At 71.1% G+C, this 22,078-nt stretch carries 25 protein-coding genes; 13 read left to right on the forward strand and 12 right to left on the reverse strand.

All coding sequences use genetic code 11. From position 1 onward, the window contains the following. Positions 1-27: 27 nt before the first annotated feature. Both ACIPJY_RS05120 and ACIPJY_RS05125 read left to right on the forward strand, forming a co-directional pair. On the forward strand, positions 28-897 hold the full coding sequence (locus tag ACIPJY_RS05120; RefSeq protein WP_400463207.1) for a VOC family protein: 870 nt from the start codon (positions 28-30) through the stop codon (positions 895-897). Between the two features lie 32 nt (positions 898-929). Continuing rightward, positions 930-1,496 carry a GNAT family N-acetyltransferase gene (locus ACIPJY_RS05125; RefSeq protein WP_400463210.1) on the forward strand — a complete coding sequence of 189 codons (567 nt, stop codon included), beginning with the start codon at positions 930-932 and terminating at the stop codon, positions 1,494-1,496. A gap of 225 nt (positions 1,497-1,721) precedes the next feature. Here the strand turns inward: ACIPJY_RS05125 and ACIPJY_RS05130 are convergent, their stop codons facing one another. After that, a complete protein-coding gene (locus tag ACIPJY_RS05130; protein ID WP_400463213.1) occupies positions 1,722-3,251 on the reverse strand; it encodes a catalase in 1,530 nt (509 codons plus the stop codon). Between the two features lie 103 nt (positions 3,252-3,354). Continuing rightward, positions 3,355-3,798 (reverse strand): Fur family transcriptional regulator, encoded by a 444-nt coding sequence (locus ACIPJY_RS05135; RefSeq protein WP_400463216.1) that lies wholly within the window; start codon positions 3,796-3,798, stop codon positions 3,355-3,357. Between the two features lie 194 nt (positions 3,799-3,992). Here ACIPJY_RS05135 and ACIPJY_RS05140 point away from each other — a divergent pair, with 194 nt between their 5' ends. After that, positions 3,993-4,814, forward strand: coding sequence for a cytochrome c oxidase assembly protein (locus ACIPJY_RS05140; RefSeq protein ID WP_400463219.1), 822 nt, complete (start codon positions 3,993-3,995; stop codon positions 4,812-4,814). A gap of 272 nt (positions 4,815-5,086) precedes the next feature. On the opposite strand, the gene ACIPJY_RS05145 is transcribed toward ACIPJY_RS05140, so the two are convergent. Together ACIPJY_RS05145 and ACIPJY_RS05150 are read right to left on the reverse strand one after the other, a co-directional pair. After that, complete coding sequence (locus tag ACIPJY_RS05145) at positions 5,087-6,724, reverse strand: DHA2 family efflux MFS transporter permease subunit (protein ID WP_400463221.1); 1,638 nt, start codon at positions 6,722-6,724, stop codon at positions 5,087-5,089. Further along, positions 6,721-7,329, reverse strand: a complete 609-nt coding sequence (locus ACIPJY_RS05150; RefSeq protein WP_400463224.1) for a PadR family transcriptional regulator — start codon at positions 7,327-7,329, stop codon at positions 6,721-6,723. The genes ACIPJY_RS05145 and ACIPJY_RS05150 overlap by 4 nt, the downstream gene beginning before the upstream one ends. Positions 7,330-7,473: 144 nt before the next feature. Here ACIPJY_RS05150 and purS point away from each other — a divergent pair, with 144 nt between their 5' ends. The 4 genes from purS to ACIPJY_RS05170 are packed head-to-tail and all read left to right on the forward strand — an operon-like array spanning position 7,474 to position 11,786. Continuing rightward, positions 7,474-7,728, forward strand: coding sequence for a phosphoribosylformylglycinamidine synthase subunit PurS (gene purS, locus ACIPJY_RS05155; protein WP_400463227.1), 255 nt, complete (start codon positions 7,474-7,476; stop codon positions 7,726-7,728). A gap of 5 nt (positions 7,729-7,733) precedes the next feature. After that, positions 7,734-8,429 carry a phosphoribosylformylglycinamidine synthase subunit PurQ gene (gene purQ, locus ACIPJY_RS05160; protein ID WP_400463230.1) on the forward strand — a complete coding sequence of 232 codons (696 nt, stop codon included), beginning with the start codon at positions 7,734-7,736 and terminating at the stop codon, positions 8,427-8,429. A gap of 50 nt (positions 8,430-8,479) precedes the next feature. Continuing rightward, positions 8,480-10,861: a phosphoribosylformylglycinamidine synthase subunit PurL gene (gene purL / locus ACIPJY_RS05165; protein WP_400463845.1), complete on the forward strand. Its 2,382-nt coding sequence runs from the start codon at positions 8,480-8,482 to the stop codon at positions 10,859-10,861. A 4-nt stretch (positions 10,862-10,865) separates the two neighbouring features. Next, the gene (locus tag ACIPJY_RS05170) at positions 10,866-11,786 is read left to right on the forward strand and encodes a 2-hydroxyacid dehydrogenase (RefSeq protein ID WP_400463233.1); all 921 of its coding nucleotides are present in this window, start codon (positions 10,866-10,868) and stop codon (positions 11,784-11,786) included. A 101-nt stretch (positions 11,787-11,887) separates the two neighbouring features. On the opposite strand, the gene ACIPJY_RS05175 is transcribed toward ACIPJY_RS05170, so the two are convergent. Next, the gene (locus ACIPJY_RS05175; protein WP_400463236.1) at positions 11,888-12,961 is read right to left on the reverse strand and encodes a lactonase family protein; all 1,074 of its coding nucleotides are present in this window, start codon (positions 12,959-12,961) and stop codon (positions 11,888-11,890) included. After that, positions 12,958-13,263 (reverse strand): chorismate mutase, encoded by a 306-nt coding sequence (locus ACIPJY_RS05180; protein ID WP_123654425.1) that lies wholly within the window; start codon positions 13,261-13,263, stop codon positions 12,958-12,960. Before ACIPJY_RS05180 ends, ACIPJY_RS05175 begins: the two co-directional genes overlap by 4 nt. Positions 13,264-13,366: 103 nt before the next feature. Between ACIPJY_RS05180 and ACIPJY_RS05185 the strand changes: the two genes are divergently transcribed. Next, a complete protein-coding gene (locus ACIPJY_RS05185) occupies positions 13,367-13,771 on the forward strand; it encodes a DUF1304 domain-containing protein (protein WP_400463239.1) in 405 nt (134 codons plus the stop codon). A 160-nt stretch (positions 13,772-13,931) separates the two neighbouring features. Here ACIPJY_RS05185 and ACIPJY_RS05190 read toward each other — a convergent pair whose 3' ends face one another. Next, positions 13,932-14,957 carry an iron-siderophore ABC transporter substrate-binding protein gene (locus ACIPJY_RS05190; protein ID WP_400463242.1) on the reverse strand — a complete coding sequence of 342 codons (1,026 nt, stop codon included), beginning with the start codon at positions 14,955-14,957 and terminating at the stop codon, positions 13,932-13,934. Between the two features lie 64 nt (positions 14,958-15,021). Continuing rightward, the gene (locus tag ACIPJY_RS05195; protein WP_400463244.1) at positions 15,022-15,285 is read right to left on the reverse strand and encodes a hypothetical protein; all 264 of its coding nucleotides are present in this window, start codon (positions 15,283-15,285) and stop codon (positions 15,022-15,024) included. Positions 15,286-15,371: 86 nt separating this feature from the next. Here ACIPJY_RS05195 and ACIPJY_RS05200 point away from each other — a divergent pair, with 86 nt between their 5' ends. Further along, on the forward strand, positions 15,372-16,247 hold the full coding sequence (locus ACIPJY_RS05200; protein WP_400463247.1) for a shikimate dehydrogenase family protein: 876 nt from the start codon (positions 15,372-15,374) through the stop codon (positions 16,245-16,247). Positions 16,248-16,337: 90 nt separating this feature from the next. On the opposite strand, the gene ACIPJY_RS05205 is transcribed toward ACIPJY_RS05200, so the two are convergent. Together ACIPJY_RS05205 and ACIPJY_RS05210 are read right to left on the reverse strand one after the other, a co-directional pair. Further along, entirely contained in the window at positions 16,338-16,778 is a 441-nt protein-coding gene (locus ACIPJY_RS05205) for a YchJ family protein (protein ID WP_400463250.1), read from the reverse strand. Further along, positions 16,732-17,157 carry an organic hydroperoxide resistance protein gene (locus ACIPJY_RS05210; protein WP_132046705.1) on the reverse strand — a complete coding sequence of 142 codons (426 nt, stop codon included), beginning with the start codon at positions 17,155-17,157 and terminating at the stop codon, positions 16,732-16,734. Before ACIPJY_RS05210 ends, ACIPJY_RS05205 begins: the two co-directional genes overlap by 47 nt. A 131-nt stretch (positions 17,158-17,288) precedes the next feature. On the opposite strand from ACIPJY_RS05210, the gene ACIPJY_RS05215 reads away from it, so the two are divergent. Genes ACIPJY_RS05215 through ACIPJY_RS05225 form a run of 3 tightly spaced genes read left to right on the forward strand, consistent with a single transcriptional unit; the run spans position 17,289 to position 19,351 of the window. Next, a complete protein-coding gene (locus tag ACIPJY_RS05215) occupies positions 17,289-17,897 on the forward strand; it encodes a hypothetical protein (RefSeq protein WP_400463254.1) in 609 nt (202 codons plus the stop codon). Then, complete coding sequence (locus ACIPJY_RS05220) at positions 17,894-18,559, forward strand: hypothetical protein (protein WP_400463257.1); 666 nt, start codon at positions 17,894-17,896, stop codon at positions 18,557-18,559. Before ACIPJY_RS05215 ends, ACIPJY_RS05220 begins: the two co-directional genes overlap by 4 nt. A gap of 60 nt (positions 18,560-18,619) precedes the next feature. Next, a complete protein-coding gene (locus tag ACIPJY_RS05225) occupies positions 18,620-19,351 on the forward strand; it encodes an SOS response-associated peptidase (RefSeq protein ID WP_400463260.1) in 732 nt (243 codons plus the stop codon). Here ACIPJY_RS05225 and ACIPJY_RS05230 read toward each other — a convergent pair. Next, positions 19,332-20,453, reverse strand: a complete 1,122-nt coding sequence (locus ACIPJY_RS05230; RefSeq protein ID WP_400463263.1) for an acyltransferase family protein — start codon at positions 20,451-20,453, stop codon at positions 19,332-19,334. The genes ACIPJY_RS05225 and ACIPJY_RS05230 overlap by 20 nt on opposite strands. A 111-nt stretch (positions 20,454-20,564) precedes the next feature. Between ACIPJY_RS05230 and ACIPJY_RS05235 the strand changes: the two genes are divergently transcribed. Further along, positions 20,565-21,428 carry a VanZ family protein gene (locus ACIPJY_RS05235; protein ID WP_400463266.1) on the forward strand — a complete coding sequence of 288 codons (864 nt, stop codon included), beginning with the start codon at positions 20,565-20,567 and terminating at the stop codon, positions 21,426-21,428. A 62-nt stretch (positions 21,429-21,490) separates the two neighbouring features. On the opposite strand, the gene ACIPJY_RS05240 is transcribed toward ACIPJY_RS05235, so the two are convergent. Then, positions 21,491-22,048 carry a hypothetical protein gene (locus tag ACIPJY_RS05240; RefSeq protein WP_400463269.1) on the reverse strand — a complete coding sequence of 186 codons (558 nt, stop codon included), beginning with the start codon at positions 22,046-22,048 and terminating at the stop codon, positions 21,491-21,493. Positions 22,049-22,078 lie beyond the last annotated feature (30 nt).

Consider the following 22,078-nt stretch of genomic DNA (forward strand, 5'->3'; position numbering starts at 1 on the left):
TCAACCAAATGGGCGGACACTGGTCTCATGCACACGCAGGACCTCCTCGCCCCCGACACCGGGATGGGCGCCGTCACGCTCCGGGTCGCGAACCTCGACCGGATGATCGGCTACTACCGCGAGGGCATCGGGCTGTCGCTCTTCACGAACGAGGGCGGCGTCGCCGTGCTCGGTCGGGGCGCCACCCCGATCGTCATCCTCGAGCACGCTCCCGAGCTCGCACACGCCGGCGCGCACGAGGCCGGGCTGTTCCACACAGCGATCCTGTTCGACACGAAGGCCGACCTCGCTGCCGCCCTGTACTCCGTCGCCACGAAGTACCCGCAGACCTTCACCGGCAGCGCCGATCACCTGGTCAGCTTCGCCTTCTACTTCTCGGACCCCGAGGGAAACGGCGTCGAGCTCTACTGGGACCGTGACCGCACCGCGTGGTCGTGGACGCACGGCATGGTCGAGATGGACACGAAGTACGTCGACCCGAACGCCTTCCTGCAGGAACACCTGACGTCCTCGGCGCTCGAGTCGACGTCCACAGCCCCCGGCCGCGTCGGGCACGTGCACCTGTCCGTCGGCGACGTGCCCTCGGCGAAGGAGTTCTACGTGGACACCCTCGGCTTCGAGACGACCGCCGGCTGGGGCGAGGCACTCTTCGTCAGCGCCGGCGGCTACCACCACCACATGGCGATGAACACCTGGAACTCCCGCGGGGCCGGTCGGCGACAGCTCGCACTCGGGCTCGGCCTGGTCCGCATCGAGGTGCCGGGCGCGGACGACCTCGGCGCGCTGACCGCCCGGATGCGGGACCACGGCGTTCAGACCGCGGACGACGGCCGCACCGTCGCGTTCGAGGACCCGTGGTCGAACCGCATCGAGGTCACGGCACCCGGTCGCGGCTGAGCACCGGCGGACCGGTCGTGCAGGATGGACCCATGACTGACGACATCCGGTGGGAGGTGGTCGAGGAGAGCACGCTGACCCTCGCCGACCACGAAGCGATCGCGGCCATGCTGGGGCAGGCCTTCCCGGACTGGTCGCACTGGTACGTGGGCGGCCGCAGCTGGTCCGGCATGCAGCCCGAGCGCCGGGTGATCGCCCGCGACGCCGACGGTGTCGTCCTGGCGCACGTGGGGATCCGCCGGATGTACGTCACGGTCGGCGGGCAGGACGTCCTGGTCGGGGACACCGGCCTGGTCGCCGTCTCGCCGCGGCTGCAGGGCACCGGTGTCGGCCGCGAGCTGATGGAGCGCACGCACGCCGTGCTCGACGGGCTCCGTGTCCCCTACGGGTTCCTCGGCGCGGGCGAGAACCGGATCCCGTTCTACGGCCACCTCGGCTGGCACGAGTTCCCCGACGCCGTCGGCACCTTCTCGGCGTTCACCGCCGAGGGCGCCGGCATCAGCAACACCGAGCAGGGCGGCTGGATGGTGCGGCCGGTGGCCGCAGCGCTCGAGGACTGGCCGGCAGGCCCCATCTGGCTGAACGGCCAGCAGGTCTAGCGGGCGCGGCGCGGGCGCGGGCGCGGCCGCCGCGCCGGCCGCGGCGCGGCTCCTGCGCGGCAGGACGACAAGTGCGCATGCGCCCGCGTGCGCACTTGTCGTCAGCACGCGCAGTTCGGGCGCGACCGCGCGCACGCGCACGCGCCCGCCCGACACGCGACCGACAGACGGACGGTAGGCCCGGTGCCAGCTGGCACCGGGCCTCCCGTCCGAGACGTGGCTGGGCTACGCCTCGACCGCGACCTTCTCCGGGTCCTCGTTGGAGCCCGGCGCGCTCGGCGCGACCGCGGCGCGCACGCGCGCGCCCAGCTCGGCGTCGACGTTCGTCCAGTACGCGAAGACCCGCTCGCGCAGGTCGTCGCGCGTCACCTTGGAGACGTGCCCGGCGATGTTGCCGACCAGGCGCTCACGGGCGGCGTCGTCGAGGACCTCGCGGACGAGCGTGCCCGCCTGACCGAAGTCGTCGTCCTCGGGGTGCAGCGTCGCGGCGGAGCGCTGCAGCGCGCCGTCGGACTCCCAGCCGGGGACGTCGTCGGTCGCGTTCGGGTCGGCGTGCGCGCCACCGAGCGAGTTCGGTGCGTAGACCGGGACCTCGGACTTCTGGAAGTCGAAGCGCATGGCGCCGTCCTTCGAGTACGAGTGGACCTCGTTCTTGGGGGCGTTCACCGGCAGCTGCGCGTGGTTCGTGCCGACGCGGTAGCGGTGCGCGTCCGCGTAGCTGAAGATGCGCGCGAGGAGCATCTTGTCCGGGCTCGCGGCGATCCCGGGCACGAAGTTCGACGGCGCGAAGGTGGCCTGCTCGATCTCGGCGAAGTAGTTCTCCGGGTTGCGGTTGAGCTCCATCGTGCCGACCTCGATGAGCGGGTAGTCCGCGTGCGGCCACACCTTCGTCAGGTCGAACGGGTTGAAGCGGTAGCTCGCGGCGTCCTCGTAGGGCATGACCTGCACCTTGAGGGTCCAGCGCGGGTTGTCGCCACGCTCGATCGCGGCGTGCAGGTCGCGGATGTGGAAGTCCGCGTCCTCGCCGGCGATGCGGTCGGCGTCCTCTTGCGTCAGGGTCTTGTGCCCCTGCTCGGTGATGAAGTGGTACTTCACCCAGAAGCGCTCGCCCGAGGTGTTGATCCACTGGTAGGTGTGCGAGCCGAAACCGTCCATGTTCCGCCAGCTCGCCGGCAGGCCGCGGTCGCCCATCAGCCACGTGACCTGGTGCGCGGACTCGGGCGACAGGGTCCAGAAGTCCCACTGCATGTCGTGGTCGCGCAGGTGCGACCCCGGCAGGCGCTTCTGCGAGCGGATGAAGTCCGGGAACTTGATGCCGTCGCGGATGAAGAACACCGGGGTGTTGTTGCCGACCAGGTCGTAGTTGCCCTCTTCGGTGTAGAACTTCAGCGCGAAGCCGCGGGGGTCGCGCCAGGTGTCGGGGGAGCCCTGCTCACCGGCGACGCTCGAGAAGCGGGCGAGCATCTCGGTCTGCTTGCCGGGCTGCAGGAACGCGGCACGGGTGAAGCGGCTGATGTCCTGCGTGACGGTGAACGTGCCGAACGCGCCGCCGCCCTTCGCGTGGACGACCCGCTCCGGGACGCGCTCGCGGTTGAACTGCGCGAGCTTCTCGACCAGGTAGTGGTCGTGGAGGGCAAGGGGCCCGTCCGCGCCGACGCCCATGGAGTGCTGGTCGCTCGAGACGGGGGCGCCGCTGTTGGTGGTCGTGGTCGGGGTGCCGGCCGGCTGGCCGGGCGTCGTGTTCTGGTCGGACACGGGTCCTCCTCGGTTGGAACGGTTGTGCGGTCAGGGGTGCATCGGGTTGTCGGTGGGGCGGTCGCGCACGTGGTCGCGCGCACGCCGGTTCGTGCTCGTGCGGTCAGGCGGTGACGGGCTCGGCGTCGTCGCGTTCAGCCGCTGCGCACTGCTCGCAGATCCCCCAGTAGGTGACCTCGGCGGTGGTGACGGCGAACCCGTGGGCGTCGGACGGGGTCAGGCACGGCGAGTGCCCGACGGCGCAGTCGACGTCGGCGATGGTGCCGCACATGGTGCACACGATGTGATGGTGGTTGTCCCCGGTGCGACGCTCGTACCGGGCGGGGCTGCCGGCCGGCTCGATGCGGCGCACCAGGCCGACGCCGGTCAGCGCGGCGAGGACGCCGTACACCGCCTGGTGGCTGGTGGTCGGGAGCTCAGCCGCGAGTGCGGTCACGATGTCGTCGGCCGTGGCGTGCGGCATCGTCTCGGTCGCCCGGAGGACCGCGAGCCGCGGGGTCGTGACCCGGAGACCGGCCGTGCGGAGCAGGTCTGCGTCGACGTCCATGAGGTCCCCTTCTTTTGCAACAGTCAAGACAAGACCACTGTACACGGTTCCGCCCCTGAACCGGTTCTCACCGTCGACGGGCCCGTTCCGCCGCCTCCCGAGCGGAGGATTGACGGTGCCGCGACCGAAGGAGGCACCCCACGCCGTCACCGTCCGAGTTCTGGAGCACCTGGCACCTCGACCCCCTCGCCGCGGTGCTGGCCGTCGTCGCCGCCGTGACGTACGGCTGGTGGGTCGTCGCCGCGTCCCGCCGCGGTACGACCTGGCCGTGGTGGCGGACGCTGTCGTTCGTCGGCGCCCTGGTCCTGTTCGGGATCCTGCAGTTCGGCATCGTCGGGGTGTACGACCAGACCCTGCGGTGGGCGTTCGTGCTGCGCCTCTCGCTGCTCTTCTTCGCGGTCCCCACCTTCGCCGCGTTCGCAGCGCCCGTCACGTTGCTCCGGACGGGAGGCCCTGCTCGCCTCGCCAGCACGGCCTCCGCCCTCATGGGGTCACGCCCGGTGCGCGTGCTCGGCAACGCGATCGTCTCGCCGCTGGTCGCACTCGCGCTGTTCTGCCTGCTGCTCACCCCGCTGTCGGCGGCGATCCGGACGTCCTCGGTCTGGGCGATCGCCATCACGGTGCTCGTCCCGGTGCTCGGGTTCGGGTTGCTCGCGCCGCTCTCCGAACCCGGGGTGCTGCGCTCGTCGACGTTCGTCACGGCGGAGTTCCTGCTCGCGTTCGTGGAGCTCATGCTCGACGCGATCCCGGGCATCGTGCTGCGGATCACGGACCACGTGCTGGACGGGGCGACGCGGATGGCCGTCGGTCCGGGGTGGTTCCCGTCGCCCCTGCGTGACCAGCACCTGGCCGGGGACCTGCTGTGGTTCATCGCCGAGGTCGCGGACATCCCCGTGCTGATCTCGCTCTTCGTGCGGTGGCAGCGGACCGATCGCCGCGAGGCCCGCGCGGTCGACGCCCTCTCCGACGAGGAGATGGAGGCGCTGACCCGCGCGCACTTGTCCCGCCGCGCCTGAGCGGCGCGCTGCGGCCCGCGCGCCCGCGCCGCCGGCCCGCGCCCCGCCGGCCCGCACGGCGCCACTTGTTCGACACGGCGCCCGTCGATCGACTTCTGCGGCGTCGACTCGTGCGGACGCATCGTCTGCGTCCGCATCGGTCGACACGGCATGGGTCGACCGACTTCTGCGGTGTCGGAACTTGCGGACGCATCGCTGCCGGAACGGCCCGGACGCCGCGCGCGACGGAGCCCCCGTCCACCGAGGTGGGCGGGGGCTCCGGGTGCCGCGGACTACGCGTCGGCGTGACGACCGTGGTGGTCGGACGCGGCGAGTTCTTCCTCGGGGCTGGTCGGGGCGGCACCAGCGGCGTGCGAGCCGTGTTCCGCCCGGACGGCCGGCTGCGGGTCCTCGGCACCGGGCTGGGCTGCGACCGCTCCGGCCTGGGCCCATGCGACGGTCTGCTTCGGCTTCGCCAGGAACAGCGCCGCGACGATGGCCACCACGAGGACGACCGCCGGCAGGATCAACGACTGCCCCATCGCCTTCGAGAACGGGTCGAGCAGGAAGGACGGCAGCGAACCGACCTGCTGCTCGGCTCCGCCCGCGGACGCGCCACCCGTCGAGGACGGGAAGTTCGCCGTGATGCGGGCTTCGATCAGGGCGGCGATGCCGGCGGAACCGAGCACCGCACCGATCTGGCGGGTGGTGTTGTAGACACCCGAGCCGGCACCGGCGAGGCGCGGGGACAGGTTCCGGGTCGCGGAGACCGAGAGCGGACCCCACATGCAGGCGTTCGCGATGCCGAGGAGCGCGCTCGGCAGCAGGATGACCTGCCAGCCGGCGTTCGCCGCGACGAGTCCGGCGAACCAGAACAGGCCGCCCGAGAAGCAGGCCAGGCCGAACGCCGCGACCCAACGCGGGTTCCAGCGGTTGAGGTTCTTGCCGACCAGCGGGGCCAGGGCGGCGGAGAGCACGGCCATCGGGACCAGGAGCAGCGCGGCCTGCGTCGGGCTGAAGTCCTTGACGTCCTGCGCCCAGAGCATCAGCGGCAGGGCGAACGACGAGATCGCGACACCGACGGCCGTGATCGCGATGTTCGCGAGCGTGAAGTTGCGGTCCTTGAAGAGCCCGAGCGGCAGCAGCGGCTCGGTCTTCTGCACGCCCTGCCACACCACGAAGGCGGCGAGCACGACGAGGCCGGCGATGATGAGCGCCCAGACCGAGATCGGCCCGGCGATGGTGCCCCAGTCGTAGGTCTCGCCTTCCTGGATGCCGAAGACCAGCAGGAACATGCCGACGGCGGACAGGACGATGCCGAGGTAGTCGAAGCGGTGCTGGTGCCGGTCGAACGAGGGCACGAAGCGCTGCGCGAGGACGAACGCGACGACGCCGACGGGGACGTTCACGAAGAAGATCCACTCCCAGCCGAAGCCGTCGACGAGCAGGCCGCCCGCGATCGGTCCGACGAGCGAGGCGATGCCGGCCGTCGCACCCCAGAGGCCCATGGCGGCGCCACGGTTCTGCGGCGGGAACATCCGCGTGATGACGGACATCGTCTGCGGGGTCATCATCGCGGCGCCGAGACCCTGCACGACGCGGGCGACGATGAGCATCTCGATCGAGCCGGAGAGTCCGCACCAGAGGCTGGCGAGCGTGAAGACGACGAGGCCGATCTGGTACAGCACCTTCGGGCCGAAGCGGTCACCGAGGCGGCCGGTGATCAGCAGCGGCACCGCGTAGGCCAGGAGGTAGGCGCTGGTCACCCAGATCACGGCGTTGATGTCCGCGTCGAGCTTCTGCGCGATGGTGGGGGTGGCGACGGACACGATGGTCGAGTCGACGAGGATCATGAAGAAGCCGACGACGAGCGCCCAGAGCGCGGGCCACGGCTTCTTCTCGGTCGTCCGCGGGGGCGTGACGGTGGTCATCGAGTGGTTTCCTTGCTGTTCTTGGTGATGTCGGTGGGGACGGCCGGACCGTCCCAGGGGATGTCGCCGCTAGCGATCCGGTCGGCCGTGGCGGAGAGCCACTCGATCTGCGTCGTGAGCATGGCACGGACGTACGACACGTCCAGGCGGAAGCGTTCCGCGAGGCCCTTCGCGTGCATCTCCTCGAGGCTCTGGTCGTAGAAGGCCAGTTCGTCGCGGAGCGCCGCGACCCGCACCCGGACGGCATCGACCGCGTCCGGTGCGGGGAGGTTCTCGATCTCCGCGAGCGCGAGGAGGAACTCGGGGTACTCCTCGGCGGGTTCCGCGACCATGCGTCGGAGCCCGTCGCGGAGCGCGGAACGCCCGGATCCGGTGATGGCGTAGGTGGTGCGCTCGGGACGGTTGCCGTCCCGCTCGGTCCCGACGACCTCGGCCAGACCGAGCTCCGTGAGCCGGCCGACCTGGTGGTAGAGCGTGCCGGGCCGCACCTTGACGTGCCGGTCGTCCTTGCGGTGGATCATCGTCTGGAACATCTCGTAGGGGTGCATCGGCCCTTCGGCGAGGAGCCCGAGCGCGGCGAACGCGAGCGGCGTGAGCGACGTCACACGAGCCTCCAGTCAGATGTTCCGGGTGGACTATTCGACTTGGAATATACGCGCTCGACGCGTTCTCCACAACCGGTCGGGCGCGCCGCGCGCGCCGCATAGACTGATGCAGTCCCACCCGACCCCCCGTGCTGGAGTGAACACGTGCCAACGATCGTCGTCGAGGTCATGCCGAAGGCCGAGATCCTCGACCCCCAGGGCAAGGCGGTGGGCAACGCCCTCGCCCGCCTCGGCAAGAACGAACTGACCAACGTCCGCATCGGCAAGCGATTCGAGGTGACCGTCGACGGCCCCGTCGACGACGCCAAGCTCGCCGAGGTCCGCGAGATCGCGGCCGACATCTTCTCCAACGCCGTGATCGAGGACGTCGTCTCGGTCAGCGTCGCCGACGCGGAGTGACCTCCATGCGCATCGGTGTCATCACGTTCCCCGGTTCGCTCGACGACCGCGACGCCCAGCGCGCCGTGCGTCTCGCCGGTGCCGAGCCCGTCGCGCTGTGGCATGGCGACCACGACCTGCAGGGCGTCGACGCCATCGTGCTGCCCGGCGGGTTCTCCTACGGCGACTACCTCCGCGCCGGTGCGATCGCGGCCAAGGCCCCGATCATGGCCGACGTCATCGACGCCGCGGGCAAGGGCATGCCGGTCCTCGGGATCTGCAACGGCTTCCAGATGCTCGCGGAAGCGCGCCTGGTGCCCGGCGCGCACACCCGCAACGCGCACCAGCAGTTCATCCGTCGCGACCAGAAGCTCCGCGTCGAGAACGCCGGCACCGCCTGGACCTCCGGGTTCACCGCGCAGCAGGAGATCACCATCCCGCTGAAGAACGCCGACGGACGCTTCGTCGCGGACGCCGACGAGATCAAGCGCATCGAGGACAACGGCCAGGTCGTGTTCCGCTACGTCGGCGTGAACCCGAACGGCTCCATCGACGACATCGCCGGCGTCTCGAACGAGCGCGGCAACGTCGTCGGCCTGATGCCGCACCCCGAGCACGCGACGGAGCCCGGCTTCGGCCCGGACACCCCCGCGGCGATGGCCTCCGGCACGGACGGCCTCACCTTCTTCACCTCCGTGATCGAGTCGACGCTCGTCAAGTGACGGCACCGACCGACGTGACCGACTCCACTGCAGCAGGGAACGACAACACCGTGACGACCTTCGTGCGCCCCGAGCCCGACACCGTCCAGGACGCCGCCGCGACGCCCGACAAGGACCAGCCGTACGAGGCCCTCGGGCTCAAGGCGGACGAGTACGCCAAGATCCGCGAGATCCTCGGTCGCCGCCCCACCTCGGGCGAGCTGGCGATGTACTCCGTGATGTGGTCGGAGCACTGCTCGTACAAGTCGAGCAAGAACTACCTCCGGCAGTTCGGCAAGAAGGTCACGCCGGAGATGACCCAGAACCTGATGGTCGGCATGGGCGAGAACGCCGGCGTCGTCGACGTGGGCAACGGCTGGGCGGTCACCTTCAAGGTCGAGTCGCACAACCACCCGTCCTACGTCGAGCCGTACCAGGGCGCTGCCACCGGCGTCGGCGGCATCGTCCGCGACATCATCTCGATGGGTGCCCGCCCGGTCGCCGTGATGGACCAGCTCCGCTTCGGCGCGATCGACCACGAGGACACGGCACGCGTCGTGCACGGCGTGGTCGGCGGCATCTCGTTCTACGGCAACTGCCTCGGCCTGCCGAACATCGGCGGCGAGACCTACTTCGACCCGGTGTACCAGGGCAACCCGCTGGTCAACGCGCTGGCGGTCGGGGTGCTGCGTCACGAGGACCTGCACCTGGCGAACGCCTCCGGCGCCGGCAACAAGGTCGTCCTCTTCGGTGCCCGCACCGGCGGCGACGGCATCGGCGGCGCGTCGATCCTGGCGTCCGACACCTTCACCGAGGGCGGCCCGACCAAGCGCCCGGCCGTGCAGGTCGGTGACCCCTTCGCCGAGAAGGTCCTCATCGAGTGCTGCCTCGAGCTCTTCCAGAAGGAGCTCGTCGAGGGCATCCAGGACCTCGGCGCCGCGGGCATCTCCTGCGCCACGTCGGAACTCGCGAGCAACGGCGACGGCGGCATGCACATCTCGCTCGACGACGTCCTGCTGCGCGACCCCACGCTCACCGCCGAGGAGATCCTCATGTCGGAGAGCCAGGAGCGCATGATGGCGGTCGTCCGCCCCGACAAGCTCGACGCCTTCCTGGCCGTCGTCGACAAGTGGGAGGTCGAGACCAGCGTCCTCGGCGAGGTCACCGGTACCGGCCGTCTCGTCATCGACTGGCAGGGCAAGGAGATCGTGAACGTCGACCCGCGCACGGTCGCCGTCGACGGCCCGGTCTACGACCGCCCGGTCGCGTACCCGACCTGGATCGACGCCCTGCAGGCAGACGGCGCGGACTCGCTCGACCGCCCGGAGACGGGTCCGGCGCTCAAGGCGCAGTTCCTGCAGCTCCTCGGCTCACCGAACCTGTCGTCGAAGAACTGGGTCACGAACCAGTACGACACCTACGTGCTCGGCAACACCGCGCTCTCCTTCCCCGACGACGGCGGGATGATCCGTGTCGACGAGGAGACGGGGCTCGGCGTCGCGATCGCCACCGACGCCAACGGCCGCTACTGCCAGCTCGACCCGAAGCAGGGTGCTCGCCTGGCCCTCGCCGAGGCGTACCGGAACGTCGCCGTCACGGGTGCCGTGCCCGCGGCCGTCACCGACTGCCTGAACTTCGGCTCCCCGGAGAACCCCGAGGTCATGTGGCAGTTCTCCGAGGCGGTGGAGGGCTTGGCCGACGGCTGCATGGAGCTCGGCATCCCGGTCACCGGCGGCAACGTGTCGTTCTACAACCAGACCGGCTCGACCCCGATCCACCCGACCCCGGTCGTCGGCGTGCTCGGCGTGATCGACGACGTCGCACTCCGGATCCCGTCCGGCTGGCAGGACGACGGCCACAACATCTACCTCCTCGGCACGACGAACCTCGAGCTCGACGGTTCGGCGTGGGCCGGCACGGTGCACGGACACCTCGGTGGCCGCCCGCCGCGTGTCGACCTGGCCCGCGAGAAGGCGCTGGCCGAGCTCGTGCACGCCGCCGCCGACGAGCAGCTGCTGACGAGCGCCCACGACCTCGCGGACGGCGGCCTCGGCCAGTCGCTCGCCGAGTCGGTGCTGCGCTTCGGCGTCGGCGCCCGGGTGGTGCTCGACGAGCTCGAGAGCCGCGACGGCATCGACACCGCGACGGCGCTCTTCTCCGAGTCGACGGCCCGCGTCATCGTGACCGTCCGCCGCGAGGACGACGTCCGCTTCCAGGGCCTCTGCAACGGCCGGGGCTTCCCGGTGCTGCGCATCGGCGTGACCGACGGCACCTCGCAGGCGCTCGAGGTCCAGGGCGCGTTCGAGGCGTCGATCGAGGAACTCCGCGGCACGCACGGCGCCACCATGCCCAGCCACTTCGGCGACGTGATCCAGGAGACCGTCACCGAGGGCGTCCTGGGTCGTGGCCCGCTCGCCTCGGACGGCACCTTCTCGCCGCGCACCGACAGCTGACCCGGTGTCGATCGTCACGCTGCCCTTCGCCGAGCTCGTCGACCGTTTCGGCCCCGTGCCGGACGGCGTCGAGCTCGACGTGTGGGACCTCGAGGCGCCCTACCCGCGCGCCGACGAGGTCGCGGTCACGCTCCTGCCGTTCTACTTCCAGGGGCGTCACCGCTGGCAGTACGTGCACGACCTGCCGAACCTGCAGCTCCTGCAGCTGCCGAGCGCCGGGTACGAGCACGCGGTGCCGCACGTGCCCGGACACGCGCAGCTGGCGAACGGCCGGGGCATCCACGACGACGAGACCGCGGAGCTCGCCGTCGGGCTCGCGCTGACGTCGTTGCGTGAGCTCGGACAGTTCCAGTTCGACCGGGCGAACGGCGTCTGGGACGTCCGGCAGACCCGGTCGCTCGCGGACCGTCGGGTGACCGTCGTCGGCTACGGCGCGATCGGCAGCGCGATCGCCACGCGGTTCGAGGCGTTCAAGACCGTCGTCACCGTGGTGGCCCGGACCGCCCGTGAGCAGGACGGCCGGCACGTGCACGCGTTCAGTGAGCTCCCCGAGCTCGCCCGGACGACCGACGTCCTCGTGCTGATCACGCCGCTCACGGACGAGACCGAGCGACTCGTCGACGGCGACCTGCTCGCGGCGCTGCCGGACGGTGCCCTGGTGGTCAACGTCGCGCGCGGCAAGGTCGTCGACACCGATGCGCTGGTCGCCGAGCTGACGAGCGGACGCCTGTCCGCAGGGCTCGACGTCACCGATCCCGAGCCACTGCCCGAGGGGCATCCGCTCTGGACGACGCCGAACACCGTCCTCACGCCGCACGTCGGGGGCAACACGGACCTCAGCGTGCCGCGCTCCGTCGAGCTGATGCGGCGTCAGGTGGCGGCGCTGGCCGAGGGCCGCACGTTCGAGAACCTCATCCAGGTCTGACCGAGTCGGCGCAGGCGCGCGTGGGCGCGCAGGCGCGCGTGGCGCGCAGGCGCGGGTGGCGCGCGTGGGCGCGCGCAGGCCGAACCCGGGCGCGTGGCCCGCTACAGCGGGATGATGCAGGTCGGCGTCCCGACCGGGATCTGCAGGACCGGCTCCCCCGGGACGCCGTCCGCCTCCACGGGCAGGACCGCGATCGCGTCGGACATCTGGTTCGCGACGAGCACATACCCGGGCACCCGGGCGAAGTGCCGCGGCCACACACCGCCGCACGACGCGGACCCGACGAGCGTCAGCCCGCCGTCGGCGGTGTCGAGCACCACGATCACGTCGCGTCCGCGGACGGCGACGATGACGCGGCCGTCCTCGTCCACCTCGATGTGGCTGAGGAGCGATTCACCGACGGGTCCGTCGAAGGTCGGCGCGGACGCGATGACCCGGAGCGCACCGGACTCGTCGCGCCGGAGCCGGTGCACCTGGCCGTCGAGCTCCCCCGCGACGAAGAGGTCACCGTCGTACCAGGCCATGTGTCGCGGTCCGACACCGGGAGCGACGTGGTGCACCCGGACCGCTTCGAGCGCGACGGACTCGGCGCCCAGGTCGACGCGGAACTCGTGCAGCGCGTCGCCGCCGAGGTCCGCGACGAGCAGCGTGCCGTCCGGCGTCGCCATCGACTGGTGCGCGTGCGGTCCCTCTTGACGGTCCTCGACCGGACCGGTGGCGTCGGGGAGCACCGCGGTGTCCACGGCGCTGTCCGGTACCACGACCGAGTCGCCGGACCCGTGGGCACCGACCACGCCGTCGCTCGCCAGGACGGAGGCCGCGAGCGACTCGGCGGCGGCCAGTGACACGGCCGTGACGGTGCCGGAGACGTAGTTCGTGACGACGAGGGCACCCGACGGATCGACCCGCACGTGACACGGGGCATCGCCACCGGACGGTGCGTCCCAGAGGTGTTCGAGTGCGGTGCCGTGCCGGCGGAAGGCGCTGACGCTGCCGTCGGCGAGCTCGGACACCGCGTAGACCCGGTCGCCGGAGACGGCGAGGAACGAGGGGTCGTCCAGCACGGCGACGGTCGAGGCGACGCCGCCCTCCACCGCGGAGATGCCCGTCGCGGTGCCACCGCCGGTCGCGGTGTACGACCCGACGAGCAGCGTCGGCAGAGCCGGTCCGCTCACGCCTCTTCCTCGGCGATCTGCTCGTGGTGGTGGATGACCTCGGCGACGATGAAGTTCAGGAACTTCTCCGCGAACGCCGGGTCCAGGTGGGACTCGGCGGCGAGTGACCGCAGACGCGCGACCTGGATGCGCTCACGGTCCGGGTCAGCGGCCGGCATGCCCGCGCTGGCCTTGAGGTAACCGACACGCTGGGTGTACTTGAAGCGCTCCGCGAGCATGTGGATCACGGCGGCGTCGATGTTGTCGATGCTCTGCCGGATGCTCTGCAGTTCCGCCACGGCCGCGTCGTCGTACTCGCTCATGTGCCGAGCCTAACGGCGACAGGCTGGCCGCCAGGTGTCGGTTACGCGCACCGGAAGCTGAGCGGGACCTGAGCACCCCTTCGGAACTGGGACAATGGAACCCATGTCGGTGCTCCTCGTCATCTCGAGTGTGTGTGCGGTCCTCGCCGGACTCGTCCACGTGTACATCTTCTTCCTCGAGTCGGTGGCGTGGACCAGCCCCCGCGTCCGCCGGATCTTCGGGATCGCGTCCGACGCCGAGGCCCGCGCGACGCGGACCCTGGCGTTCAACCAGGGGTTCTACAACCTGTTCCTCGCGATCGGCGCGGTGCTCGGGGTCGTGTTCGTCGTCACGGGGAGCGCGATCAGCGGCTGGACGCTCATCGTCTTCTCGACCGCGAGCATGCTCGGCGCCGCGGTGATCCTCGCCGGCACCGGCCGTCGGTACCTCAACTCGGCGTTCGTTCAGGGCTCGCTGCCGCTCATCACGCTGCTGTTCGCGTTCCTCGGCTCGCTCTTCGCGAACTGACCGGCGCCGCTCGGCACGCAGAACGCCCCACACACGACGAAACGCCGCCGGATCCGGCGGCGTTTCGCACGTTGAGGGGCGTCTCAGCGGCAGGGGCCCGCCAACCCGGCAGGCGCCAACCCGGCAGCCCCCGCGCCCCGGCGGCCCCGGCAGGCCCGCGTCAGCCGAGCTTCGCGGCGAACTCGTCCGGCAGCCGCTTGAGCGCCCACTCGATCGCCGCGGTCGTCCCGAGGGAGAACGCCGTCGAGACGTTCTTGTCGTCCACCACGATGGAGTGCCCGGCCTCGACCGACGGGACCTTCTGGAACGCCGGGTCCGCCTCCGCCTGGGACGCCTCGACGTAGATCGGCAGGATGACCGTCAGGTCCGCGTTCAGCAGGTCGAGGTTCTCGTTCGACAGAGAGACGTAGAACTGCTTGCCCGCTGCGGCGTCGATCTTCTTCGACTGGGTGAACCCGAGGTTCCGCATGAACGTCACACGGCTGTCCCGGGCGGCGTAGGCACCGAACCCGTCCGACGTGTACGCCGCGATCGCAGCGGACTTGCCCTCGAACTCCGGGTGCGCCTTGCGGGCCGACGCGTACGCGCTGTCGAGGTCCGACAGCAGCTTCTTGCCCTCGGTCACCTTGCCGAGCGCCTTCGCGATCATCGTCGTCTGCTGCTGGGTCGATGCGAGGTAGTTCTCCGCGCCCTTCGGGATCGCCACCGTCGGCGCGATCGCGGAGAGCTTGGCGTAACGGTCCTTGTCGCCGGAGGACTTGACGTCGAGGATCACGTCCGGCTTGAGCTTGAGGATGTCCTCGTAGCTCGGCTCGAGCGTGTTGATGATCTTCGGCGACTTGTCGTACGCGCCCTTCAGCCACGGTCCGACGCCGTCGCCACCGAAGGCGAGCCAGTCACTGGCGCCGACGGGCTGCACACCGAGCTCCAGAGCGGTCTCGGCGTCTCCCCACCCGAGTGCGACGACGCGCTTGGGCTGCGAGTCGATCTTCGTGGTGCCGAGCGCGGTCGTGATCGACACGGGGAACTGACCGTCCGCGGACGACCCGGACGCGGACGACGACGAGTCCGAGGTCCCCGACCCGGACGCGCATCCGGCGAGCACGAGAGTGGCGGCGACGACGGCACCGGCCGCGGCGAGGACGCGCCGGAAACGGCGGGGTGCAGGAGAGGAAGAACGGATCACGTAGGCTAGCCTACCTAAGCAATGCCGGGCGAGAGGGCCTGCCCCCTCCCGCCCGACGCACGGCTCAGTAGACCGCGATGTACGGCCCGGCGGCCGTCTTGATCGGCCCGAAGTACGGACCGGCGTAGGTGCATCCCTGCGTGATGGGGTACCCCTTCAACCGAGCGATCCCGAGGTCGTTCTTGCAGGCGTTCTCGTTGGCGTAGCGGTGGGTGTTCTTCGTGAGTGCCGTGACCTCCGTGGTCCCGGACACCGCTGGTGCGATCCCCCCGGCGAGGATCGCGAGCCCCAACCCCCACGCGACCATGTGCTTCTTCTGCATTGCCATGCCCCTTTCATGAGCTTGCCTCATGTTAGTTCTCACAGGGAACGTGTTGCAAGAGGCAATTCCACGGACGTCGGTAGAGTCGCCGGATGCCCCAGCGCTACTCCGACCCCGATCGCACCCGCCTCGCCGTGCTCGGCTCGCCGATCGCGCACTCCCTCTCCCCCACGCTGCACGCAGCGGCCTACGACGTCCTCGGCTTGCCGTTCACGTACGGGAGGCACGAGGTCGCCTCCGGCGGGCTGGACGCGTTCATCGCGGGGCTGGGTCCGGAGCAGCGCGGGCTCAGCCTGACGATGCCGCTGAAGCGCGAGGTGCTCCCCCTCCTCGACCGCACGACACCGCTCGTCGACGAGCTCGGGGTCGCCAACACCCTCGCGTTCCGCTCCGAGGGCGGCCGGGTGGTCCGCGCCGGCGCCAACACCGACGTCGAGGGACTGGTCCGCCCGGTCGCCGCCCTCGGGCACGTGCCGGGCGAGGCGACGATCCTCGGCGGCGGTGCCACCGCGGCGAGCGCCCTCACCGCGTCACTCCGCCTCGGCGCCCGACTCGTCCGGGTGTTCCTCCGCGACACGACGAAGGCGCGGGACCTCGTCGAGCTCGCGGTCCGGCTCGGGGTGACCCTCGAGGTGCACCCCCTCGCCGACCTCGCACAGGCGGGTCCGCTCGGGTTCGTCATCTCGACGCTGCCGGGTGGTGCTGCCGACGAGCTGTCCCTGTCCCCGTCCGGCGACGACGCCGTGCTGTTCGACGTGGCGTACGAGCCCTGGCCGACCGCGGCTTCCGCACGATGGGAGGCAGCGGGCGGCCGGGTGCTGAACGGCCTGGACATGCTCACGGAGCAGGCGATCGGGCAGATCCGGTTCTTCCTGACCGGGGACGAGGACGAGCTGCTGCCCACCGAGGCCGAGGTCCGCCGTGCGATGCGGGTGTCCGTCGGCCTGCCGGAGCAGATCGGCACCTGACGCTCGGGGTCGTACGGTCTCGTGCACGTGCTGACGACAACTGCACGTGGTGGCACCCGTACAGATGTCGTCAGGATGCGCGGGCGTGCGTCAGGACGGGGTGGCGACCACTCCGTCGACGTAGAACCAGCGGCCCCGTTCGCGGACGAAGTCGCTCGTCTCCTCGAGCGTGCCCCGCTCGGTGTCGGTGCGCCACCACGCGCGGAACGCGACCTGTCCGGCGGAGTCGAACGGGCCTCCGTCCCGGGTCGACAGGATGTCGAGCCGCGTCCACCGCTGGTCCGCGTCGAGTTCCAGGGAGTCCGGCCGGGTGCTCGGGTGCCAGGACAGCAGCAGGTACTCGGGCAGTCCGAGTGCGAACGCGGAGAACCGTGAGCGCATCAGGCGCTCGGCCGTGGGCGCCGCTGCGCCGGCGTGGAGCGGCCCGCAGCACTCGTCGTAGGCGTTGCCGCTGAGGCAGGGGCACCGTGTCGGGGTCACGAGGTCAGTCGACGAGCGACAGCGTGACGGTGATGTTGCCCCGGGTGGCATTGGAGTACGGGCAGATCTCGTGCGCGCGTTCGACGGCGCGCTGCCGCTTGGCCTGCTCGACGTTCGGCGTGTACACGTCCAGCTCCACGGCCAGCCCGAAGCCGCCGTTGCCGTTCCCGCCGATGCCGACCTCGGCCGAGACCTCGGCGTCCGTGGTGTCCACGCCGAGCTCCTTGCCCGCCGCGTGCAGCGCCCCGAGGAAGCACGCCGCGTACCCGGCGGCGAAGAGCTGCTCCGGGTTGGTGCCCTCGCCGCTGCCGCCCATCTCCTTCGGCGGACGGGTGTCCAGGTCGAGACGGTCGTCCTCGCTGCGGACGTGCCCGTCGCGGCCACCCCCGGAGGCGTGGGCAACGGCGGTGTAGACGATGTCGAGACTCATGGGGTCAGGTGATCGCCTCTGTCTGGACGATTGCTGACGAGTGGCCCGCTGACGCGGGCGAGTGCCCTCCGGAGCGCCGCGCGTCGGGCGTGTCCGAGCGATGCTCAGCCACACGGAGTACGAGGGACGACATGCTCCGACTCGGTTGGCAGGTGTACCGCGCGCACGTCACCGACGTCGTCTCCGTCACGCGAGTTCGCCGTGCGGTCCTGGTCGGCGCGATCGCCGCACTCGTCGCGGCCGCCGCGATGGCGGCGCTCGACCTCGCGTTCCTCTGGGCCGGTCCGGGGACCGCCCGAGCGGCCACGGCCATCACGCTGCTGTCGCTGGGGGTCGGCCTGGCGGCGTTCGGCTGCTGCCCGCTCGCACGCCCGGTGGAGCCGGCGGCGACGATCAACGGGCGTCAGGTCCGTCCGGACACGGCGCGCACGGTCCGGACGTCGGTCCAGCAGTACCTGGACCGACGGATGCCGGAGGTCCGCCCGGAGCACCGGGAGGCGGTCCTCACCGACACCCTGCTGTACCGCCGTGGGCTCATCCGGGACGCCACCCGGGGCACGCCGCCGTTGGTCGGCGGGCTCCTCGCCGGTCTGGCCGCCGTGTTGCTCGGCGCTTCGGGCATCGTCCCGCTGTGGCCCGTCATCTACGTCGGCTACGCCGTCACGACGCTCCAGCGGCTCGGGCGCGCGGAACGTGCCCGCCGTGCCGCGGAGTCGACGCGACCGGTCGTGACCGCATGAGCCCGTACTCCCTCGGCTGGCACGTCGTCCGCGCGCACTTCGGCCGGTACGTCCCCGCGGCCCGGCGTCGGCGTGCGCTCGGCATCGGCGCGATCGCCGCGGCGGCCGCGCTCGTGGTCCTCGTGGTGGTCGGGCTGGTCGCGCCGTGGCCCGACCTCGGGCAGGTCGCCGGGTGGATCGGTGTCGTCCTGCTCGCGGCCAGCATCGGCGTCGTCGCCGTGGCCCTGGTCCCCGTGCACCCGCGGACCGCTGGCGGCACACGGGTGTACTGGACGGGATCGCAGATGGCGGCGCCGGACCACGTCGAACGGTACTTCCGTTCCCGGGGCGCCCCGACGATCGCACCCCGGGACCGGGACGACGTGCTCCGTGACGCCGAGGCCGTCCGCGCCGGCGTGCTGCCCGAGGTGGTCCGCGGACTGGTCGTCGTGGTCGCCGCGGCGCTGGCACTCACCGCCGTCGTCCTGCTCGACGTCCCGGCGCGCATCGTCCTGTGGGTCGCGGTCATCACCGCGGTGCGGACCGGGATGAGCGTGCTCCGGCTCGGTCGTGTCGAACGTGCCAGGGCCCTCGCTGCGATGCTGCCGGACGTGCCGCCGGACTCCCGCGCTCCCCGGCGACGCAGCCCGAACGGCTCGAAGATCCAGCTGCCTGGCGACTGACGACGGGCGACGGACGACGCGCGACGGACGGCTGTCGGTCGCACCGGGCACACTGGGCGCATGTGTGGCCGCTTCGTCGTCTCCGACACCACCGCTGACCTGCTCCCCGAGCTCATCGGAGAGCTCGCCGATCGCACCGAGCACGTCGACCAGGACACCGGCGTCGTCGGCACCGGCCTCGTCCCGAGCTGGAACGTCGCGCCCACGGACCCGGTGTCCGCCGTGCGCCAGCGCCACGGGCAGCGCGAGCTCCCGCAGATCAGCTGGGGCTTCGTGCCGACCTGGGCGAAGGACTTCGTCAAGCAGCGCCCGAAACCGATCAACGCCCGCATCGAGACCGTGGCGACGAGCGGCATGTTCAAGCGGGCCTTCGCCACGAACCGGTGCATCGTCCCGGCGCAGGGGTACTACGAGTGGGTGGTGCGCGAGGACGGCAAGGAGCCGCACTTCGTGCACGAACCCGGCGGTGCGCTCGCGATGGCCGGTGTCGTCAGTACGTGGCCGGACCCGACGAAGCCCGAGGGGGACCCGGACAAGTGGCGGCTGTCGCTGGCGATCATCACCAGGGACGCCCACGTCGCCCCGGGAGAGGTCCACGACCGGATGCCGGCCTTCCTGACGCCGGACGGCTACGGCGACTGGCTCGGCGGGGACCTCCGGACGGACGACCTGCTCGCGCTGCTCGACCACGAGTCGCTCGCCGTGGCCGCGGGGCTGGAGCAGTACGAGGTCGCGCGCACGGTCAACAGCGTGAAGAACAACGGCCCGCAGCTCATCGAACCGGTGGCGTAGCCGACACCGGCTGGCGCTCGACGTGCCCCTCGGCGTCGACCGGGCGCCGCGCGAACACCCGCTTGAGCCGCATCGCCGGCCGTTCGACGAAGAGCCAGCTCGCCCACGCGAACGGCAGCGCCGCGACGACCGAGATCGCCGCGAAGAGCACGACCGGCAGCTGCTGGTGCGGGAACGCGAGCACCATCGTCTGCTGGATCGGGAAGCCGTAGATGTAGAGCCCGTAGGAGACGTCGTTGCGGGCGCCGATCCGGTGCAGCGGCAGGACGATCCCGGCGACCAGGCACAGGTACGCCATGGGCAGACCGACGAGCGCACCGGACACGCCGAACGCGGCGACGACCACGACGAGCGCCGCCGCCAGGAGCACGAGCGACCACGAGACCCGGACCCGGTCGCGCTGCAGGTACAGGAGCGCACCACCGCCGAAGTACCCGCCGAGCCGAGCGGTCGCCTCGACCGGACCGGGCAGGTGCAGGACGCCCGCGGACTGCAGGAGCACCACCGCGGCGCAGACGACCAGGACCGCGACGACGGCGGGCGTCCGCCACCGGGTGGCCACCAGCGACACCAGGAAGCCGATCCCCAGGTAGCAGAGGAACTCGAAGAACAGGGTCCAGAGCGACGCGTCCCAGGCGTTCGGGTACGGGACGTGTCCGAGCGTTCCGGTGATGCCGTACTGCCGGATGTAGAGGAAGGCGTCGTGGAACACGTACCCGGCTGCGCCGGTGAACGTCCAGGTGCCGCCACCGGGGAACATCGCGACGACGGCCGGGGCGATCCCGAAGGCCACGACCAGCGACGCGACGATGAACGCCGGGTAGATGCGGAGCACCCGCCGCCAGACGAAGTCGACGAGGGAGCGGCTGTTCACCCGGCTCGTGGTGATGAGGTAGCCCGAGATGCAGAAGAAGCCGGCGACCGCCCAGCTCCCGAGGCCCTGGTCCCCGAGCACGGGGTCGGGGCCGTACCCACCGATCGGCCACGAGTGGGACAGCACGACGAGTCCGGCCAGGATCAACCGGATCGCGTTCAGCGAGTTCCTGCGCGGGTCGAACCGCGCTCCGAGGCTGCCTCGCCCCGGTACGTCAGCAGTGCTCACGAAGCCGAGAGTAGGGATGTCCGACGCGCAGGACGAGGCGTTGTCCGCATCCATGCGGGAAACCGCCTTCCCGCGCGATCACGGAGCAGCACGAGCGATATCGTCGGTGGGATGACCAAGCCGGCCAGCACCGCGCTCGCACGCGCCGTACTGGGCGCCGGTGTCGTCGTGGTGATCGTGATGGCGACCATCCCCTGGATGGCGACCGCGGCACCGGGCCTGTTCCACGCGGTGGTGACGGTGTTCCGGGGAGCAGGGCACGGCCTCCTGTCCGTCGAGGACGGTTTCGTCGCCGCGACGATGGTGACGGCCGTCACCATCCCGGCACCTGCACTCGTCGCCGTTGCTGTTCCGACCTCTGGGCGCCGGGGAGTCGGCATCGTTGCCGTCGGAGTCGTCGTGCTCGCCTCCCTCGCGTCGCTCCGGAGCGACGACCCCGGTGCGACCTGGACGTCGCTCGTGTCCGCGAGTGGGGTGGGTCTGGTGCTCGGGTGGCTGGCGCTCGCAGCACGCCGAGGGCGGGCCGCTGGCGCGACGAGGCGCAGCCGCAGGGTCGCCACCTGGCTGATGGTGCTCTACGGACTCGCCGTCCTCGTGGTGGGGTTCACCGGCTCACCCGTCGATGCGGGGGCCCACCCGCGGATCGTGTGGGCTCTCGCCGCAGCGCACGGACTGGGCGTGCCTGACTGGTTCGGGTACGGAGCGCTCGAGTTCACGGCGAACGTGCTGTTCTTCGTCCCGCTCGGGCTGCTCCTGGTGCTGATGCTCGGCGGACGACGCTGGTGGGTGGGCGCGATGGCCGGGCTGCTCGTCAGTGTGGCGATCGAGACCGGGCAAGCGCTGTTCCTGCCAGCCCGGTACGCGTCGGTCGACGACGTACTGGCGAACACGAGCGGGGCGGTGATCGGCGCTCTGATCGGGATCGTCCTGCTCGAGCGAGTCGCACGACCCCGGTCCGGATCGTCCCCCACGTGATCCGGACACGACGAAGCCCCCGGAGCCGATGGCGCCGGGGGCTTCGGTCAGTGCTGTGCGGGTCAGACGGACTCGCGCTGGCGGCGAACCGACCCGCGGACCACCAGGAGGCCACCACCGAGGACGACAGCGCCGCCGGCGACCCAGAGGGCCAGCGCGGAGATCGTGCCACCGGTGAAGGCGAGGGTGCCATCGGTGCCGGCGGCCGAACCACCGGCAGCGACTGCCGTGGCGTCAGCCGGGGCGACGGTGAACGACGCGAGGCCGACGACACCGGAGGTGGCACCCGTTGCGGTCAGGTTGTAGGTGCCCGACGCGCCCTGCGGGAACGTGACCCGCACGACGAGCGAACCGGTCGAGGAAGCCGTGTAGGCCTTCGAGACGGTCGTCGTCGGGAGGGCACCGAGCGTGACCGCACCGGCACCCGTGACCTGGACGTTGACGGTCTCGTTGTCCTGGAAGGCGCCTGCACTGAAGTTGACGACTGCGACGCCGCCAGCGACGTAGTTGCCTGAGACGGTGATGTTGGAATCGGGCGTGTAACCGGCGGCGTTGGCAGCGGCCGGCGTTGCGAGCAGTGCGGCCCCAGCCAGCACGACCGCGACGATGAGCTTCTTCATGGCGTGGTTCCCCTAGTGATCTGATCCTTC

This window comes from Curtobacterium sp. NPDC090223 (genome assembly GCF_044746585.1).
In the GTDB taxonomy this organism is placed as follows: Bacteria; Actinomycetota; Actinomycetes; order Actinomycetales; family Microbacteriaceae; genus Curtobacterium.

What these genes read in the sequence shown, in the direction of transcription:
- ACIPJY_RS05120 (WP_400463207.1), top strand. Translation starts at nt 28, where the DNA reads ATGCACACGCAGGACCTCCTCGCCCCCGACACCGGGATGGGCGCCGTC.
- ACIPJY_RS05125 (WP_400463210.1), top strand. Translation starts at nt 930, where the DNA reads ATGACTGACGACATCCGGTGGGAGGTGGTCGAGGAGAGCACGCTGACC.
- ACIPJY_RS05135 (WP_400463216.1), bottom strand. Translation starts at nt 3,798, where the DNA reads ATGGACGTCGACGCAGACCTGCTCCGCACGGCCGGTCTCCGGGTCACG.
- ACIPJY_RS05145 (WP_400463221.1), bottom strand. Translation starts at nt 6,724, where the DNA reads ATGACCACCGTCACGCCCCCGCGGACGACCGAGAAGAAGCCGTGGCCC.
- purQ (WP_400463230.1), top strand. Translation starts at nt 7,734, where the DNA reads ATGCGCATCGGTGTCATCACGTTCCCCGGTTCGCTCGACGACCGCGAC.
- ACIPJY_RS05180 (WP_123654425.1), bottom strand. Translation starts at nt 13,263, where the DNA reads ATGAGCGAGTACGACGACGCGGCCGTGGCGGAACTGCAGAGCATCCGG.
- ACIPJY_RS05185 (WP_400463239.1), top strand. Translation starts at nt 13,367, where the DNA reads ATGTCGGTGCTCCTCGTCATCTCGAGTGTGTGTGCGGTCCTCGCCGGA.
- ACIPJY_RS05195 (WP_400463244.1), bottom strand. Translation starts at nt 15,285, where the DNA reads ATGGCAATGCAGAAGAAGCACATGGTCGCGTGGGGGTTGGGGCTCGCG.
- ACIPJY_RS05200 (WP_400463247.1), top strand. Translation starts at nt 15,372, where the DNA reads ATGCCCCAGCGCTACTCCGACCCCGATCGCACCCGCCTCGCCGTGCTC.
- ACIPJY_RS05205 (WP_400463250.1), bottom strand. Translation starts at nt 16,778, where the DNA reads ATGCCACCCGGGGCAACATCACCGTCACGCTGTCGCTCGTCGACTGAC.
- ACIPJY_RS05210 (WP_132046705.1), bottom strand. Translation starts at nt 17,157, where the DNA reads ATGAGTCTCGACATCGTCTACACCGCCGTTGCCCACGCCTCCGGGGGT.
- ACIPJY_RS05215 (WP_400463254.1), top strand. Translation starts at nt 17,289, where the DNA reads ATGCTCCGACTCGGTTGGCAGGTGTACCGCGCGCACGTCACCGACGTC.
- ACIPJY_RS05220 (WP_400463257.1), top strand. Translation starts at nt 17,894, where the DNA reads ATGAGCCCGTACTCCCTCGGCTGGCACGTCGTCCGCGCGCACTTCGGC.
- ACIPJY_RS05225 (WP_400463260.1), top strand. Translation starts at nt 18,620, where the DNA reads ATGTGTGGCCGCTTCGTCGTCTCCGACACCACCGCTGACCTGCTCCCC.
- ACIPJY_RS05235 (WP_400463266.1), top strand. Translation starts at nt 20,565, where the DNA reads ATGACCAAGCCGGCCAGCACCGCGCTCGCACGCGCCGTACTGGGCGCC.
- ACIPJY_RS05240 (WP_400463269.1), bottom strand. Translation starts at nt 22,048, where the DNA reads ATGAAGAAGCTCATCGTCGCGGTCGTGCTGGCTGGGGCCGCACTGCTC.